At 43.6% G+C, this 18339-nt stretch carries 16 protein-coding genes, 1 other RNA gene and 1 pseudogene; 16 read left to right on the top strand and 2 right to left on the bottom strand.

Going from position 1 to position 18339, the window contains the following annotated elements; all coding sequences use genetic code 11:
* Positions 1-68: 68 nt before the first annotated feature.
* The 5 genes and pseudogenes from DWZ93_RS13595 to DWZ93_RS13575 form a co-directional block, all read left to right on the top strand.
* A pseudogene (locus DWZ93_RS13595) lies at positions 69-350 on the top strand (ImmA/IrrE family metallo-endopeptidase); the annotation flags it as partial.
* Between the two features lie 222 nt (positions 351-572).
* Complete coding sequence (locus tag DWZ93_RS13590; protein WP_118383209.1) at positions 573-1580, top strand: ABC transporter ATP-binding protein; 1008 nt, start codon at positions 573-575, stop codon at positions 1578-1580.
* Complete coding sequence (locus DWZ93_RS13585) at positions 1564-2430, top strand: ABC transporter permease (RefSeq protein ID WP_118453266.1); 867 nt, start codon at positions 1564-1566, stop codon at positions 2428-2430. The genes DWZ93_RS13590 and DWZ93_RS13585 overlap by 17 nt, the downstream gene beginning before the upstream one ends.
* 10 nt (positions 2431-2440) lie before the next feature.
* Positions 2441-3883, top strand: a complete 1443-nt coding sequence (locus DWZ93_RS13580) for a Gldg family protein (protein WP_118453265.1) — start codon at positions 2441-2443, stop codon at positions 3881-3883.
* 20 nt (positions 3884-3903) lie between these two features.
* Positions 3904-4812, top strand: a complete 909-nt coding sequence (locus tag DWZ93_RS13575; protein WP_158574326.1) for a DUF4340 domain-containing protein — start codon at positions 3904-3906, stop codon at positions 4810-4812.
* Positions 4813-4899: 87 nt separating this feature from the next.
* Here DWZ93_RS13575 and DWZ93_RS14890 read toward each other — a convergent pair whose 3' ends face one another.
* Positions 4900-5046 (bottom strand): hypothetical protein, encoded by a 147-nt coding sequence (locus tag DWZ93_RS14890; RefSeq protein ID WP_199665970.1) that lies wholly within the window; start codon positions 5044-5046, stop codon positions 4900-4902.
* Positions 5047-5384: 338 nt separating this feature from the next.
* Here DWZ93_RS14890 and DWZ93_RS13570 point away from each other — a divergent pair, with 338 nt between their 5' ends.
* From DWZ93_RS13570 to tadA, 5 genes are all read left to right on the top strand, one after another.
* Positions 5385-6017, top strand: coding sequence for a 4'-phosphopantetheinyl transferase family protein (locus DWZ93_RS13570; RefSeq protein ID WP_158574325.1), 633 nt, complete (start codon positions 5385-5387; stop codon positions 6015-6017).
* Positions 6018-6208: 191 nt separating this feature from the next.
* The gene (locus DWZ93_RS13565; protein ID WP_118453262.1) at positions 6209-7426 is read left to right on the top strand and encodes a hypothetical protein; all 1218 of its coding nucleotides are present in this window, start codon (positions 6209-6211) and stop codon (positions 7424-7426) included.
* A 51-nt stretch (positions 7427-7477) separates the two neighbouring features.
* Positions 7478-8902, top strand: a complete 1425-nt coding sequence (locus DWZ93_RS13560) for a deoxyguanosinetriphosphate triphosphohydrolase (RefSeq protein WP_118453261.1) — start codon at positions 7478-7480, stop codon at positions 8900-8902.
* 32 nt (positions 8903-8934) lie between these two features.
* Positions 8935-9801, top strand: a complete 867-nt coding sequence (locus DWZ93_RS13555) for a DUF6128 domain-containing protein (protein WP_118453260.1) — start codon at positions 8935-8937, stop codon at positions 9799-9801.
* Between the two features lie 30 nt (positions 9802-9831).
* Positions 9832-10332, top strand: coding sequence for a tRNA adenosine(34) deaminase TadA (gene tadA, locus DWZ93_RS13550; RefSeq protein WP_199665551.1), 501 nt, complete (start codon positions 9832-9834; stop codon positions 10330-10332).
* Positions 10333-10377: 45 nt separating this feature from the next.
* Here tadA and ffs read toward each other — a convergent pair.
* An RNA gene (gene ffs / locus DWZ93_RS13545) (signal recognition particle sRNA large type) lies at positions 10378-10641 on the bottom strand.
* A gap of 80 nt (positions 10642-10721) precedes the next feature.
* On the opposite strand from ffs, the gene DWZ93_RS13540 reads away from it, so the two are divergent.
* The 6 genes from DWZ93_RS13540 (at position 10722) to DWZ93_RS13515 (ending at position 18327) form a co-directional block, all read left to right on the top strand.
* Entirely contained in the window at positions 10722-12419 is a 1698-nt protein-coding gene (locus DWZ93_RS13540) for a B12-binding domain-containing radical SAM protein (protein WP_118453259.1), read from the top strand.
* 254 nt (positions 12420-12673) lie between these two features.
* Positions 12674-14191, top strand: coding sequence for a VanW family protein (locus DWZ93_RS13535; protein ID WP_118453258.1), 1518 nt, complete (start codon positions 12674-12676; stop codon positions 14189-14191).
* 32 nt (positions 14192-14223) lie between these two features.
* Positions 14224-15105, top strand: coding sequence for an AIR synthase-related protein (locus DWZ93_RS13530; protein WP_118453257.1), 882 nt, complete (start codon positions 14224-14226; stop codon positions 15103-15105).
* Between the two features lie 92 nt (positions 15106-15197).
* Positions 15198-15689: an Lrp/AsnC family transcriptional regulator gene (locus tag DWZ93_RS13525; protein WP_118383197.1), complete on the top strand. Its 492-nt coding sequence runs from the start codon at positions 15198-15200 to the stop codon at positions 15687-15689.
* On the top strand, positions 15686-16861 hold the full coding sequence (locus tag DWZ93_RS13520; RefSeq protein ID WP_118383196.1) for an aminotransferase class I/II-fold pyridoxal phosphate-dependent enzyme: 1176 nt from the start codon (positions 15686-15688) through the stop codon (positions 16859-16861). The genes DWZ93_RS13525 and DWZ93_RS13520 overlap by 4 nt, the downstream gene beginning before the upstream one ends.
* 407 nt (positions 16862-17268) lie before the next feature.
* Entirely contained in the window at positions 17269-18327 is a 1059-nt protein-coding gene (locus DWZ93_RS13515) for a DctP family TRAP transporter solute-binding subunit (RefSeq protein ID WP_243061301.1), read from the top strand.
* The last annotated feature ends 12 nt before the right edge of the window (positions 18328-18339 follow it).

Here is an 18339-nt window from a genome sequence, read left to right as displayed (position 1 = left end):
ATCAGAACTCAAGGCTGCTTTTTCGTTTACACCAACTCCGATTGTTTCCTTAACAGTTTAGTTTATTTCATGAACTCGGTCATATTTTGCTTGGACATATCAATCAATCTGATGGTACAACAGATGAAGACGAAGAAGCTGCTGACAACTTCGCAAAAGAGACATTAATTCCTACTGTAGAATTTAATGCATTTACGTCTCTGAATGATTTTTCAAAAGCATCCATTTGCTCTTTTGCTCAGAAACAAAATATCCTGTGTGGAATTGTTGTCGGACGTCTGCAAAAGGAAGGTTTCATAAATTATAATCGTTGCAATGACTTAAAGACTAAATATGTATTATCAGCATAAACAGCAAGATAACTTGTGAAAGCAGGCATCTATGTATTAGCATGGATGCCTGCTTTTGATATTTCAGATGATTATTTTTTGGCAATTAGTTTGAGATTAGCATGAATGCGGGTAATGTTACCTTCACAAACTGAACACACAAAAAACACATTTTTTACAATGAATCGTCATACTTTCTTTTTACAATGATACTTTAAGAGTATTGAAGAGGAGGAAGATATTGTGATTGAAGTGCAGAATCTGGTGAAAATGTATGGCGATCATACAGCAGTGGACCATCTGAGCTTTCGTATTGAAAAGGGGCATATTTATGGTCTTCTCGGACCGAATGGTGCGGGCAAGTCTACAACCATGAACATTATGACAGGATATCTTGGAGCAACCGAGGGGAAGGTGTTAATCCAGGGGCATGATATTCTGAAAGAGCCTGAGCTTGCAAAGAAGAGTATTGGCTATCTGCCGGAACAGCCGCCGGTATATATGGATATGACAGTTCGGGAGTATCTGCAGTTTGCAGCCGAACTGAAGAAGATACCTAAAAAAGAACGTGAAAAACAGATGAATGACGTGATTCGGATGACGGGTATCCGTGAAGTGGAGAATCGACTGATCCAGAACCTGTCCAAGGGATACAGACAGAGAGTTGGGCTTGCACAGGCAATCCTTGGATTCCCGGAGGTGATCATTCTGGATGAGCCGACAGTTGGTCTGGATCCGAAGCAGATTATTGAGATTCGAGAGCTGATCCGTAAGCTGTCTAAGAAGCATACGATTATATTGAGTTCGCATATTCTGGCAGAGATCCGTGAAGTGTGCGATTACATTATGATCATTTCCAGAGGTAAGCTGGTGGCAAGTGATACCCCGGAGAATCTGGAGAACAGACTTAAGAGCAGCAGACATATTGAACTGCAGGCAAAAGCACCTGTGACGAGAGTACAGGAGATTCTGAAGGAAGTATCCGGAATTAAGAAAGTGGATTACCGAAAGGATAACAATCTGATGACAACAGCTCAGATTGAGACAAGGAATGCGAAAGATATCAGAGAAGAGATATTTACAGCATTTGCGAGAAATAATCAGCCGTTAACGACACTCAGTCTGTCGCAGACTACACTGGAAGAAGTATTCCTGGAGCTTACCCAGGGCAAATATACAGCGTCTCTGGCAGAACAGGAGATTCGGGATGATGGGAAAGAGGAGGTGACAGGTGATGGCAGCGATTTATAGGCGTGAATTAAAAGGATATTTTAATACCATGATCGGTTATGTGATCATTGCATTTTTACTTGCATTTTCAGGTATATATTTTATGGCATATAATCTGAATTACGGATATCCGTACTTTTCCTATGTGCTTTCCGGCGGTATCTTCATGCTGCTGATCGCAGCACCGTTACTGACCATGAGAAGCTTTGCGGAAGAGCGTAAGAATCGAACAGATCAATTGCTTCTGACAGCGCCGGTCAGCCTGTTCCAGATCGTAATGGGAAAATACCTTGCAATGATTACCATTTTAGGAATCCCATGTGCGGTATATCTGTTATTTCCTTTAATAATCAAGATGCAGGGAACGGCCTATATATTATCGGATTACTTATCTATTCTGGTATATTTTCTGCTGGGCTGTGTATATATTGCAATCGGAATGTTCGTGTCATCGTTGACAGAGAGTCAGATTATTGCGGCAATCGGTACCTTTGGTATACTAATGGTTATTCAATTGTGGAGTGGAATCATAGGATTCCTGCCTTCGTCAGCTATGGCTAATGTATTTGGAATAGCATTTTTGCTGTCGTTGTTAGTCTGGGCTGTCTGGCGCATGACCCAGAACTGGGTGATATGTCTGATCTTGGAGATTGTGAATCTCGGAGTAAATGGAATTGTATACGTAGTAAAGTCAGAAGTTTACGAGAACCTGCTTTCAACCATTTGTGGCAAGCTGAACCTGATTGATACATTTAACAGCATTGCCTCCAATAACCTGTTAGATGTCAGTGGAATCATTCTGTATCTGAGTCTGATCGTATTTTTTGTATTTCTTACGATGGAAATGATACAGAAGAGACGATGGAGTTAGGAGGTGCGGCATGAATCGTTTGAAAGAGCAGTTTAAGAAAAGTGCATCAGTCAACGGCAGCTACAGTGTAGGTGCAATCGTGCTGGTGCTGTGTATTGTAGTGCTGGTGAACATGCTGGCGTCCAGACTTCCGGAAAGAGTGCGGAAGGTTGATGTCAGTGACAATAAAATCTATGAGATTACAGATACCAGTAAGAAATTATTGAAAAAGCTGGACCAGAAGGTAACCGTGACCGTTTATGCAGAGAAGAGCAGTACCGATGAACGGATACGTACATTTTTAAATAAGTATCAGGCACTGTCTAAGGACGTGACCGTAAAATGGGTAGATCCGGTGCTTCATCCGGCAGAGCTTACGAAGAATAATGTGTCAGAGAATTCGATCGTAGTGTCTTGCAAAGACACCGGAAAAAGTGACACAATCACATTTGACGAGATTCTGGTTACAGATGAGTATGCATATTACACGACAGGAAGCACGGATGCAACACAGTTTGACGGCGAGGGACAGCTTACCAGTGCGATCAACTATGTAACGAATGACAGTCAGAATAAGGTGTATTACACAACCGGACATGGCGAGAGTTCATTTTCCACATCCGTACAGGATCAGCTTGATAAGAATAATGTTTCTTCCGAAGAATTGAATCTGCTGATGACAAGTGCGGTTCCGGATGATTGTGATCTTCTGATCATGAATGGTATTTCCGCAGATCTGACAACAGAAGAAAAGGACCAGATTGAAAGTTACATGAAGTCCGGCGGTGATGTGATGGTGCTGCTTGGTAATATAGAAGGTGATGTACCTAATCTGGATGCATTGCTGAAAGAATATGGCATGCAGAGGGTGAATGGTTACATTGCAGATATGGAACGGTGTTATCAGGGCAACTACTATTATATATTCCCGGATATTAGTGGGGACTCAGATCTGATGAACGGTATGAGTACACAGATGGTAATGATGGTAAATGCGCAGGGCATGGAACTTACAGATCCGGAACGTGATACGATTACGACTACATCATTTATGACCACATCATCGAATGGATATGCGGTGACGGAGGACAGCCAGGAGAAGGGCACTTATGTACTCGGTGCAATTGCAGAGGAGACAATTGAAGGCGAGGATGTCACAGATAAGAATGAGGAGGATTCCGATACCGAAACAGAGACCGTGAAGAGTCGGTTTACGGTGATTACTTCTGAGAGTATGCTGGACAGTCAGATTACCGATTCTTTCTCAACATTAGAGAATCTGACCTTGTTTGCCAATGCGGTGACAGCAAACTTCGATGGCGTACAGAATGCGGCTATTGAGCCGAAGAGCCTTTCTATTACTTATAATACGATGCAGCACACAGGATTAATCGGATTTGCATGTATTATCGGTATTCCGATTATCGTATTGATCTACGGATTCCGGCAATGGCTGAAACGTCGAAAAGCTTAGCACGGACAGGAAGGTGGCTTATGGATAGAAAGAAGAAAAAAACAATCATTCTGTTGGCTATGATTCTGTTGCTTGTTGTAGCAAATGGTGCTGCCAGTGCATGGAACGATAAGTCGGAAAAGAAGAAAGAAAAGGAAGCAGAAGCTTCAAAGATATATCTGACGGATGCCAGTGATATTACTGCATATTCTTATAGTGACGGAAGCCAGAATATGTCGTTTGCAAAGGTGGATGATACATGGGAATATGATGAAGATAATGAGATTCCAATGAATCAGGACACGGTTCAGAGTACCGCAGATGCTATCCGGCAGATGGAGGCAGTGAGGGAACTGGAGAATCCGGATCAACTGTCGGATTATGGATTGGATAAACCGTCCTATACAATTCAGTTTCAGGACAATGATGGTGTGACAACAGAGATTCTGATTGGCAACGGCGCAGGCGAGAACTATTATGCTACAGTGGAAGACAGCGGAAAGGTATACACGATCAGTTCAGATTTCCAGAATCATCTGCAATTTGATCTGACCAATCTGGTTCAATACGATACAGTTCCGTCCATCGGAAGCGGTAATCTGAAGAGTGTGGCGATTGCAGAAAATGGAACAGATACGGTATATGAAGATGATGATCAGGTCGGAGAACTTGCCGGAGGTTTTGGAACATTGAGTCTGACAGATTGTGTGAATTATCATGCATCGGCAGAGCAGCTTGCGGAGTATGGACTGGATGAAAGCCAGAGAATTACTGCGAAGGCGGTATATACTGACAGTTCAGATAAAGAGCAGACCTTTACCGTGTATCTGGGCAAGACTGATGATGCAGGGGAGAACAGATACGTCATGGTGGAAGGCTCTGATATGGTATATCGCATCAGTGAAACTGTGGCACAGAATATGATAAGCATAGAAGAAACGGGGGAGTAGTTAACGAAATAAAATAGCATAAAGGCAAACCGGGCAGGCTGTCAGATGCAGCTGCCCGGTCTTTATGTATTCTTTTGAGGTAATGTGTTATTCTTGTTCTTTAGCCACAGCGATTTTATCAAGAAGTTCCACAATCTCATCTTTAGAATATTCGGTTTTCTCGCCGTTGGCAAAAATGAGGCGTAATTCGTATAAGGTGGCCATCTTTGCATCTTTTCTTTCTTTTTCAGTCATATCGTACATATAAACTCCTCTCTTGTATTATCAAACAGAAATTTGATGATACAATCATACAGTGATTTGCGCGTATCGTTAATAAGCAAATAAATTACCATAACCATGCAAAACGATGGTGAAATAGTAGTATGCATATATTGTATTTTTATCATATCCTGTATCTTATTTGTTGTCAATACGATACTTATTTAATGCAAAATGATTAATTGAGGATGAATAAAAGAATGGATATAAAACATAGTAAATGTTATACTTGGGTATAGTTACGGTGATAATTGTTTTGGGTAGTGCTTATTATGGTTACTACCATAACTTGTATATTGAAAGGAAAATGCATGGTACACACATGGATTATGGATGTCACGCCTCTTCAGAATGACATGATATATAGAAGATGTTACAACCGTCTTCCGGACTGGCGCAGGGAGAAAGCTGACCGGATCAGACCTTTAGAAGGTAAAATGCAGAGCGTAGGGGCATGGATTTTATATCAGCAGATGCGGAATTATTATGAGCTGTCAGATCAGATGCCATATAATCTGTCGCATTCCGGGAAATATGCGCTATGTTCGGTCAGCACACAACCGGATGCACAGGTGGGATGCGATGTGGAAATGATAAAAGAAAACAAACTGAGATTGGCAGAAAGATATTTCTGCCCAGGGGAAGTGGCCTGGATTCAGAGTCAGACAACAGAAGCAGAGCAGGCAGAAGGATTTTACAGATACTGGGTGTTGAAAGAGAGTTTTATCAAGACGATACGTCTGGGAATGAAACAGGATCTGCGTGAGTTTGAGATAGCACTGGATGAACGGGGGGCGAGACTGGTGCGACAGCCGGAGGCAGTGCCGGGAACATACTATTATCAGGAGTATCAGACGGATGCAGGAGATGCCAGAATTGCCGTATGCAGTACAGAAAAGAAATTTGGTGAACTTCATTATCTTGACGAACGAAATATCATTTGATAAAATATTGTATGGGAAAAATATAGGTTTATCAAGAAACTTATGAGTTTACAAGACGAACTTGTTATCATAAGTTCGTTTGTGGGAGAGATAGACCTGTGGGGAGAGTATAAACAATAGACAGGGCATTGACTCTGTCTGTCCGTCGTTGTATCTTGCAGGGCGGAAGGATTAATAAGGAGGAGATTATCATGTTAGATCTTACATTCGGAGAACAAGTCAAGATTATCTTAAGCCGTAAAGGCATGACCATCAAAGAACTCGCAGAGACAATTGAAGAGAGAACCGGGAAGAAGATGTCCCGTCAGAATCTTACGCAGAGGCTGGGACGAGATAACTTTCAGGAACAGGATATGCGTATGATCGCAGATATTCTTGGATGCCCATTTCAGCTGAGCATTCTTGCAGACAGCGAGGCAGCAGAGCGTGCAGCTAATGTAGAGGATATTGTCCCTACAGAGAAGGAACTGCATAAGCTTGCAAAGACCAAGGCCCGTAAGGAGAAAAAAGCGAGAGAAGCAGAACAGCTTCATGCCGCAATGGAACAGATTCCGTCAGAGGTAACCGATATGAGCGGCGCATCTGAAAAAGAGATGACGCTTGGCGATTACATGGATATTCATGAGGAGCTGGTACGCAGAGAGACTGGAGAGATTCCAATTGTAAATGAGACGATAGAAGAGCCTGTGACGGAAGAATCTGAATCTGTAATGGAAGAGATCTCTGACGAGCCGGTGTTAATGGAAGCAGAACCGATAGAAGAAGCACCGGAAGCAGTCGAAGCAGTCTATGAAGAAACGCACGAAGAGATCCCAGAAGCACCTCGTTATGAAGAAATCCACGAGGAGGTTCAGGAGGAGGTTCAGCAGGAGATTCCGGAAGAAGTTCATGAGGAAGCTTACGCGGAAGAGAAGAAAGAGCAGACTCATCACGAGAAGAAGCTGACCGGATGGAGAGCAATGTTCCAGCGCCGTAATAAAAAAGAGCGTCAGGAAGAAAAGCATGAAGAAGAGAAGATCGAACGAGAGATTGAGGAAGCCACAGAACCATTAGAAGCAATGGAAGAAGAAAGTGACTTTATTGAATATGAAGAACCGGTACAGCCAGAGCAGACTTATTATGAGGAACAGCAGCCGGCTCAGGAAGAAGAGATCGCGCAGGCGGTTTATGCAGAAGAGGAAGATGATGATGCGGAAGATCTGGAGCGCGGAGAGTTGAATCCGTATACAGGACATGAGTATGAGAGCAACAGTGTCCGTATGCATCCAAAGCGCATCGGTTATGTGCAGGTATATGATCGTAGAGATCATGCGTGGACAGATATGACGGAATGGGCATTCTTGGGATATCAGGAGCGTAAGAAAGCGTTACTTGGCAAAGATTACGAAGAACCGATTTATCTGGACTAAATGAAAAAAGATCGTCCGGCAAAGATAACGGGATTATGAGGAAGTGACGGAGTGAACTGGGAGCAATTATTATCAACGCAGAGATACAGAACTGGGAAAATTGCAAAAAGCAACGGTAAATCAGATCTGCGCAGTGAGTTCGAGAGAGACTACCATCGGATTATAGGAAGTGCGTCCTTTCGCAGATTGCAGGATAAGACGCAGGTATTTCCGCTGGACAAGAGTGATTTTATTCGTACCAGACTGACGCATTCCCTGGAAGTATCTTCGTTTGCCAAGTCTCTGGGACAGAATATCGGAGAGAACATTCTTACATATAAGAAGGATCCGTCGTTTACGGTACAGATGAAAGAAGATATCTGCAATGTATTACAGTGTGCGGGACTGATCCATGACATTGGTAATCCACCGTTTGGACATTTTGGAGAAGATGCGATCCGGGAGTGGTTCAGAGATCATCTTCATACATTGGAATATCATGGTAAACCGCTGGATGAAATCCTGACCCCGCAGATGCGGGAGGATCTGTATCATTTTGAGGGAAATGCACAGGCGTTTCGCCTGGTAACAAAGCTTCATTATCTGGTGGATGACCGGGGAATGAATCTGACGTATGCATTGCTGAATACAATTGTAAAATATCCGGTTACGTCTTTGGATATTGAGCCTAAGAGTCGGGATATTAAGAGTCATAAGCTGGGATTCTATCATGCAGATGAAGAAATATTCCGAGAAGTGGAAACAGCGACAGGAACCAACGGATCGCGTCATCCATTGACATTTATTCTGGAAGCCGCAGATGATATCGCATACAAGACAGCGGATATTGAGGATGCATTTGTAAAGGGATTCGTTTCTTATGCTAAGTTATACAGAGAACTACAGGAGATGGAGACACTTTATGCACAGCCGCGAAGCAGTTTTCGACCAGCTGCTAAGCTGAAGGAGTTGTATGGCAGAGCGGAAGATATGCATGTGGAGGATCCGGAAGAATATGCTGTGAAGAACTGGATCGTTCGGGTACAGGGATTTTTGATCAACTGCGCAACGTATGGATTTACATCTAATTACGATGCAATCATGAACGGAACGTATCCGTATGATCTGTTCCATGGGACATTTGCGGAGCGTCTGATGGATCTGCTTGGAGATCTGGCATTTCGTGAAGTATTTGCTACAGAGACTATTTATCGGATGGAAGTATCGGAAAGTGTTATGATCAATTATCTGATGGATCGCTTTATCGGGGCGGTAATCGGATATGATGATAAAGAACAGGAACTTGGAACGATTGACCGTCGCCTGGTATCGTTTATATCCAGTAACTATAAACGGTCCTATCATTTCCATGCACAGGGCAAGAGTGAAGCAGAGAAACTGTATCTGCGATTACTGCTGGCGACAGACTATATCTGTGGTATGACGGACAGTTATGCGAGACGACTGTATCAGGAACTGACAGCCAGTGTATATTAGGAATGTTTGAATTATAAGCGGAATAAACTGTTTTGAATACATCGAACGGAAGTGAGAATGTGGAGCAGTTTATCCGCTATTTGTATGAATACGAAAGTGACAGGCCGATTCGCAATGTAGGATTTGTAAAGGTTGAGACTGCCGATGATTGTACAACGATTCATATACATGGGAAGGGACTCAGGTTGGGAGAAGAGACTGCATTGAAGCTGTATCTTTTCTATCCTGAAGAGCAGGTGCCGGTGTGTGTATATCAGGGAGAAGTTACGAATGTGAATCCGACGATTAATTATCGGTTGGTGTATACGTCAGAGGATACCGGAGTACCGGAACATTACGAGGCGATTGCCGGGATATTGCTGATGTCAGAAAGCGGACGGAGATATGCGGCGGTGTGGAGTGATGCGCTGCTTCGGATCAGTGAACTTCGAATCTGGCAGGAGGAGCCGATTCCGGTGACTATAACAGAAGAAATCTTGCAGAAAGTTGTGCAGGATCAGGAAGAAACAGTGGAACCGGAGCAGACAGCCGGGCAAGAAGAAAAGCAGGACGTGGAAGTGCCTCTGACAGAAGAGGAGATTGACCGTTATATTGAGCCGACAAAACCTCAGATACGAAAGATCCAGAGACAGGAGATCGCCATGCTGCCCCGGTGTGAATGGCGGGTGGCAAATAATAGCTTTCTGCTGCATGGGTATTACAATTATCATTACTTAATCCTGTTGGAAGAGGAAAATCAGATGTGGTTAGGCGTACCGGGGATTTATCACCGAAGGGAAGCGAAAGCAGCGGAAGTATTTGGATTTACCAGATTCGTGCAGGCAGAGCAGGATGAGTCGGAAGAAAATGAGATGTTTGGCTACTGGTGCAGAAAAGTAAGACATATGCGAAGTAAATAGGACGCTATGCGGCAAGGAGGAATGGTCATGATGTCGATGGATGAGAAATATATGAAAGAAGCGATCCGGCAGGCTAAGAAAGCCTATGCGTTGGATGAGACACCGATCGGTTGTGTGATCGTGCATGAGGGCAAGATTATCGGTCGGGGATATAATCGGAGAAATACGGATAAGAGTCCATTGGCACATGCAGAGATTGCAGCGATTCGAAAGGCGAGTAAAAAGCTTGGTGACTGGCGGCTGGAAGAATGCACGTTATATGTGACGTTGGAGCCATGTCAGATGTGCGCGGGCGCGATCATACAGTCCCGGATACCGCGGGTAGTGGTTGGATGTATGAATCCGAAAGCGGGATGTGCCGGATCGGTACTGGATCTGCTGCATATAGCACAGTTTAATCATCAGGCAGAACTGGAAACAGGTGTGCTGGAGGAAGAATGCAGTCAGCTTATGAAACAGTTCTTCCGCGAATTGAGACAGCGGAAAAAAGAAGAAAAAGAAGAGAAGAAGCGTGCAGAAAGCATGGAATAAGAAAAGGCAGCCTGTCAACCGACAGACTGCCTGATTTGTCTTTTTATGTGCATTGCGCTTCGAACTTAAAACCAATAAACGTTACTCTGGTAGTTAACTCAGTCCAGGCACCCTCACGGCACCCGGAAGGTTCCGCTTAGTGCTGCTTCGTTCCCGACCTGACACGATTCACAGATTTCCGTCGCGTGAGACCCGGACATCAACGTCACTTTCCAAAGGCAGCTTCACCAGCATATGCCCTCTGCGCAATATCACCCCTGCTATAGCGGATTGCAGGTGCAAGGTACCGCTACCACCCCGGCTGCACGAGTCATATTGTATCGTGTTTCGAGGGAAAAGTCAACACACATCGTTGCCATTCGTATCCTGCTGGTGTAAAATAATTCATTATGAAGATATTATTAACCGCAATTAATGCAAAGTACATACATTCTAATCTGGCTGTGTATAGTTTAAGGGCATACGCGCAGTCTCGTGTCACAAATCCAGATACAGAGATTGCGTTGGCAGAGTATACGATCAATCAGCAGACGGATGACATCCTGATGGATATTTACCGCCGTAAGCCGGATGTACTCTGCTTCTCCTGCTATATCTGGAATATTTCTTATGTGGAGACGGTACTTCAGGAAGTGCACAAGGTGCTTCCGGACACGAAAATCTGGTTAGGAGGACCGGAGGTGTCTTACGATGCGATCGCCGTACTAAAGCGTTTGCCGGAAGTGACAGGCGTGATGAAAGGAGAAGGAGAGGAGACTTTTGCTGAGCTGGCAGAAGGGCTGGAACTTGTCGGACTTCAGGGAATTACCTGGCGGAGAGAAGACGGAGAGATTATTGAGAATCCATGGCGACCGGTCATGGATCTGAACAAAGTGCCATTTGTTTATGAGGATATGGCAGATTTTGAACATAAGATTATATACTATGAGAGCAGCAGAGGCTGTCCATTTCGATGCAGCTACTGCCTGTCGTCTATAGATAAGATACTTCGATTTCGGGATGTGGAAAAAGTGAAGCCGGAATTACAGTTTTTCATTGACCATAAAGTACCGCAGGTGAAATTCGTGGACAGAACATTTAACTGTAGCCATCAGCATGCAATGGAGATCTGGAAGTATATCGCAGAGCATGATAATGGCATTACAAATTTTCACTTTGAGGTGGCAGCAGACCTGTTAAATGAAGAAGAGATTGCATTGATCCAGACGATGCGCCCAGGACTGATCCAGTTGGAGATCGGTGTGCAGTCTACGAATCCGGATACGGTAAAAGAGATTCACCGAACAATGGATTTTGAAAAGGTATCGGAGAATGTGCGGGCAGTGCAGAAGAATGGCAATGTGCATCAGCACCTGGATCTGATCGCAGGACTGCCCTATGAGAATCTAAAAAGTTTCCATAGAAGCTTTAATGATGTATATGCACTGCATCCGGAGCAGTTACAACTGGGGTTTTTGAAAGTGTTGAAAGGTTCATACATGCAGGAACATCAGGCAGAATACGGATTGGTGGTGAAAAATATACCTCCGTATGAAGTGTTGTACACGGACTGGCTTCCGTATGACGATGTGCTTCGGCTAAAAGGAATCGAAGAAATGGTAGAAGTCTACTATAACAGTGGACAGTTTACGCAGACCATGCCTGAGCTGGAAAAATATTTTAAAGATCCATTTATCATGTATGCAGACATGGCTGCATATTATGATAAGAATGGATATTTTAAGATTAATCACAAGCGGGCGGCAAGATACGAAATTTTGCTTGAGTTTGTGAAAGAGTATGCACCGGAGCAGATGGATGTAGTGAGAGAGTTTCTTACTTATGATTATTATCTCAGGGAGAATGCAGGTAACCGACCGGAATTCGCCGGGGAATATCAGATGGACAAGGCAGAAGTCCGTGCATTTTATGAAGAGGAGGCCGAAAGCCATAAATACCTGCCGGGATATGAGAAATATGATCGGAATCAGATGCGGAAAATGACGCATTTAGAAAGGTTTCTGTGTCTTAATAAAACGGTGCTTTTCGACTACCGGGAACGCAGTCCGTTAACACACGAAGCGCGTACAGTTATTATTGCAAAATAGATTTAAAACAGGTATGATAATAAACAAAACAAATTGTAAGAAGACAGAGAAAAGAGGCATGGAATATGAATTTCCACAATAAGCATACAAGAAGGATCGTTGCCGTTGTGATCGTGGTAATTGTAGTGGCAATGGTTGCAACGACATTACTCCCGGCGATGATGATATAGACGCTGAAAGTATAAAGAAATGTAAATGAGGGATAGAGGATGGCATCATCAAACAAATTAAAGCATCGCAGCAGGAGAGTAGCGATGAAGCGTAAACGTAAGCAGAGAGCATTGATCGTGATCGGCGTGACAGCTTTTGCAGTTGTCTTTGGTGGGTCTTATTCTGCGTTGAAGAATTATGTTGGAAAAGTAAAGGATGATGTTATCTGTGATAATATATATATTAATGATCTCAATCTTTCAGGTATGACGAAGAAAGAGGCGCAGAAGGCATTGGAGAACCGGAAGACAACGGATGAGAGCAAAACAGTAACATTGACAGTCCGGGATGAGAAGGTTGAGGCATTTCTGAAAGAACTGGGATTCTCCGGTCAGGAAGATGAAGAACAGCTTGTGGATGAGGCCGTCAGCTATGGTAAGAAAGGCAATCTCTGGATGCGCTATCGACAGATGAAGCGACTGGAGAAGGAACCATTTGTAATTGATGAAGAGTACAGCGTAAGCCGTAAGAAGCTTAAATCCCTATTAAAAGAGAAAGCCGGATATATTTTGCAGGGGCCGGAAAATGCAAGCCTTTCCAGGGATAAAGATGGAAAAGTCTCTATCGTAGCGGAAAAAGAAGGAGAGATCATTGATTATAAAGCGACTGTGAAGCAGTTGAATGATGATTTGAACGATAACTGGAAGCATGAAGACTTTGAAGAACAGGTTGTGATTAAGACAGAGAAGCCGGAGGTGACGAAGGCAGATCTGAAAGATATGACGGATGAATTAGGGGCATATTCGACAGATGCTGGCGGAGGTGAACGCTGGACGAATCTGAAGACAGGATCTTCTATGTTGAACGGTATTATCTTACAGCCGGGTGAAGAATTGTCGGTCTATGATTCAACGGCGCCGTATGATGAAGAACATGGTTATGCAGAAGGTACCGCATATGAGAATGGACAGGTAGTTCCGTCTTATGGCGGTGGAATCTGTCAGGTATCGACGACTTTATATAATGCAGTGATCTATGCGGAACTTGAAGTGGTAGAGAGACATCCGCATTCTATGACTGTTGATTACGTGGAGCCATCCAGAGATGCGGCAATCGCTGGTGGTTTCATGGATTTCCGCTTTAAAAATTCTTATGATACACCGATATATATTTATGGAGAAATTGATTCTGATAATCAGCTCCGTATGATTATTTACGGAAAAGAAACAAGACCAAAGAACCGAACGATCGAATTTGAGAGTGAGACATTGAGTGTGGATCAGTATTCTGTTACCTATAAGATTAATTCATCACTCAATTTCGGTGCAATGCAGTATACAGGTAATCCGCATACGGGGCGGGAGGCGCAGTTGTGGAAGGTCGTATATAAAGATGGTGAAGAAGTAAGCCGTGAGGTATTTAACACCAGTTATTACCAGAAAGCGGATGAAGTGATAGAAGTAGGTACCGCCGGAGGAAGTGCAGCAGCGATCAGCGCGTTAGAGAGCGCAGTTGCGACGAATGATTCGACGGCGATCAATAATGCGATTGCAGGGATTTACAGCAGTTCCAATAGTTCCAGTAGTTCAGAGAGTTCTGGAAGCACTGGAAGTGAAGAATAGATACTATATAGATATTATGAGGAGAATGAAGCATGGTCTATAAGACATTCCTGACACATACAGGTGTCTATTACGGAGGTATGCGGGATGGTGCAGCTTACGGACTTCTGATAGAGGTTAATGAGCTGGCAGCGCAGGGCGTTCATGCGGGATCAGCAGAGATCCGCATTGAGATTCCGGCGGATATGGATAAGTCCAGGATGCATTCCATTCGGAATCATATAGCGAAAGCTATGGAAAAGCTTGAAACGGAAGATTTTCAGCTGGAAGAACTTTATATTGCAGGCGAGAAATGTGCGGCGCTTCGAGTACCACAGATTGTGATTACAGCAGCAGGCGAGACAGATCAGAAAGAGCGTATAGCAGATGCGCTGCTGACCGCACGAGCCGGACAGGACATCGTATATGCCGGATGGGCAGGACTGGAAGGAATGCTTCGGATCATTGGCGAGAAAGAAGCAGAGCTCCGGGAAAGATTTACCCCGGCATTTATCGGACAGATGAAAGCTTATGACAGTGAATTGTGCGGTCTGTTAAAGATTGCAGTTGCTGATGCCATGGGCGTATCTGTCATACGTCAGGTATCTCGTGGAGGAATACTGGCGTCGCTGTGGGATTTGGCGAAGGATACAGAGCTTGGTCTTAATCTTGATCTGAAGAAGATTGCAGTCAGACAGGAGACAATTGAGGTTTGTGAACATTTCCGACTGAATCCATATCAGCTTGCTTCTGGCGGAAGTTTTCTGATGTTAACAGAGAATGGAGAAGCATTGGCAGATGCGCTGAATCAGAAAGGTATACAGGCAGCTGTGATCGGACAGCTAACTGATAGTAACGACAAGATCATTCATAACGGAGAGGATATGCGATATATTGATCGGCCGGCTCCGGATGAATTAATGAAAGTATTCTAAGATGCCAGGGTGGATTGTGGGAGTGCAAAGCACGGAACAATCCGTAGGCATCCAACATCATTTTTTATGTAATAAGAAAGTAGGGGTTCACCATGGAAGACACAAGAGTGCAGATATTAAAATTTATTGAAAAGAATTGTAAAGTAGATCCGAAGGAACTGGCAGTTTTACTTGGAACAGACGAAGCTACTGTCCTTCGTGAGATCAAAGCTATGGAGCAGGAAGGAATTATTTGCGGTTATCATACAATGATCGACTGGGATAAAGCAGGTGTAGAGCAGGTGAATGCACTGATTGAGGTGCGTGTGACACCACAGCGCGGCAAGGGATTCGAGAAGCTGGCAGAGCGTATTTATAATTACCCGGAAGTATCATCTGTATCGCTGATCTCCGGCGCGTATGATTTTCTTGTAACACTGGAAGGAAAGACACTGCTTGAGGTATCGCGTTTTGTATCTGAGAGACTGTCTCCGATTGAAGGTATCACAAGTACAGCAACACATTTCATACTGAAGAAATATAAAGATCACGGAACCATCCTGGCACAGAAGGAACAGGAAGAAAGGATGCTGGTGACACCATGACAAGAAATCCATTATCTAAGAAGATTACCGAGATCAAACCATCTGGTATCCGTAAGTTTTTTGACATTGTAAGCGAGATGAAAGATGCGATTTCGCTCGGTGTCGGTGAGCCGGATTTTGATACTCCCTGGAGAATACGAGAAGAAGGTATCTATTCACTCGAACGAGGACGTACATTCTATACATCCAATGCAGGTCTGCAGGAACTGAAGGATGAGATCAGTAAATATATGGAACGCCTGATCGGCGTATCTTATGACGCAAAGCATGAGGTGCTGGTGACCGTTGGCGGAAGTGAGGCAATTGATATTGCACTCCGTGCGATGCTGGATCCGGGAGATGAAGTTCTGATTCCCCAGCCATCGTACGTGTCGTATGATCCGTGTACGATTCTGGCTGATGGCGTGCCAGTATCGATTCCGTTGAAAAATGAGAATGAATTTAAGCTGACAAAAGAAGAATTAGAGGCAGTTATTACGCCAAAGACCAAGATTCTTGTCATGCCATTCCCGAATAATCCGACCGGTGCAATCATGACCAGAGAAGAACTGGAGCCGATTGCGGAAGTGGTAAAAGAACATGATCTGTATGTGATTTCGGATGAGATATATGGCGAACTGACCTATAAAGGCGGACATACTTCGATAGCATCGCTGCCGGGTATGAAAGAGAGAACATTGGTTATCAATGGCTTCTCCAAAGGATTTGCCATGACAGGATGGAGACTTGGCTTTGTATGCGGACCACAGATCATTATGGATCAGATGCTGAAGATCCATCAGTATGCGATCATGTGTGCACCGACCAACAGCCAGTATGCAGCAGTGGAAGCACTGCGCAACTGTGGGGATGAAGTGAAGAAGATGCGGGATGCATATAACCAGAGAAGACGATTCCTGATGAGTGAATTCAAACGTATGGGAATTGAATGTTTTGAGCCGTACGGTGCATTTTATGTATTCCCATGTATTAGGGAATTTGGCATGACATCCGAAGAATTTGCGACACGTTTTCTGGAAGAGGAGAAGGTGGCAGCAGTCCCGGGCTCCGCATTTGGTGATTGCGGAGAAGGTTTTCTGCGAATCTCTTATGCGTATTCATTGGAAGACCTGAAAGAAGCACTCGGAAGACTGGAACATTTTGTGAACCGTCTGAGAGCAGAAAAGAAATAGAAAATCGAAAAAGAATTAATATTTCAAAGATTGTGAGTCAAGAGAATGAAATTTTTTCATTCTCTTATTCTTTGTTAAAAAACAATACAAACTATGAGTTATGAAAACCTTGAAAAAAGAGGCGGAATTATAGAAAGGCAGTAAATACAAGTGAAAACATAGAATAATTAAATAACAATCTTGTCTTATAATTAACAAACATAGAACGTAGAACGTTGGTTAAAAGTAATAAAAAGAAAGTGCGAAATTGTAAACATTACACAAATGTGTGGTTAAAAAATAAACAATTATTGACTATTAGGTCAAAAGTGATATGATTAAGTCACAAGCAAAGAGCAACGTTCTACATTGAACGAATGTAAAAGGATGAATAGAATAAAAGGATTTCAAGAGAGGAGGAACTATTGTTGAAGAGGTATAAAAGAGTTCTTGCGGTTCTTGCAGGAACAACAATGATAGTATCAAGCATGACAGCATGCGGGAGCGGCGGTGATACGAAAAGCACCGGTTCAAATTCAGAATACCCGGAATTGAATCTTTCCATGGCTGTTAACGGAACGGACACACAGATCGACACACAGGTTGGTCAGAAGCTAGCAGAACTGGTGTCAGAGAAGTCTGGTGGTAACATTACGATCGATGTATTTCCGAATGACACACTGGCAGGCGGTAATGCTACCAAGGGAATAGAGTATGTCTGTGCAGGATCTACTGACCTGGCAGCATATGCAACCAGTACATTGTCAGCGATCGATCCATTACTGAATGTCGCAACAATGCCTTGGATATTCGATTCTTATGAAGAAGCAGCAGAAGTTATTGCAACAACCGGCGGTGAGTATTATGCAGATGAGTTGGATGATAAGGGACTTACCTATCTCGGAGCTTTTCATAACGGTTTCCGTCAGCTGACAAACAGTAAGCATGCTGTTACAAAGCCGGATGACCTGAAAGGTCTGAAGATTAGAATCCCTGGTTCAGAGATTTACATGACATTCTGGCAGGCAGTTGGCGCAAGCCCGACAGCGATGAGCTGGTCTGAAGTATTTACAGCGATCCAGCAGGGAACCATCGACGGACAGGAAAACGGTGTTCCGATCACAGACTCGGCTAAGATGTATGAAGTACAGAAGTACTTGACACTTTGGAACTACTGTTATGATGCTGATCTGGTAATTGCCAATTCCAAAGTCTGGGACAGTCTGGATGAGAAGACACAGGATCTTCTGAAAGAATGTATTGCAGAAGCCTGTGAGTGGGGTAACGATAAAATCGTTGAAGATGAGAAAACTCTTGTTGAGAAGTTTAAAGACAACGGAATGCAGGTGGATGAGCTGACAGATGAACAGCTGGAGCCATTTAAAGAGTTGATTAAAGAGCCTATGAATGAGATCAAAGCAAAATACGGCAAAGATGCATGCGAAGCGTTTGGTATCGATACAGAAGGCGTAAAATTCAGTAATTAAATCAGGAGGAGA

Origin of the sequence: Dorea sp. AF36-15AT, from assembly GCF_003477705.1 — a bacterium.
GTDB classification, from domain to species: domain Bacteria; phylum Bacillota; class Clostridia; order Lachnospirales; family Lachnospiraceae; genus Claveliimonas; species Claveliimonas ammoniilytica.
This window is presented reverse-complemented; position numbering and strand designations above follow the sequence as displayed.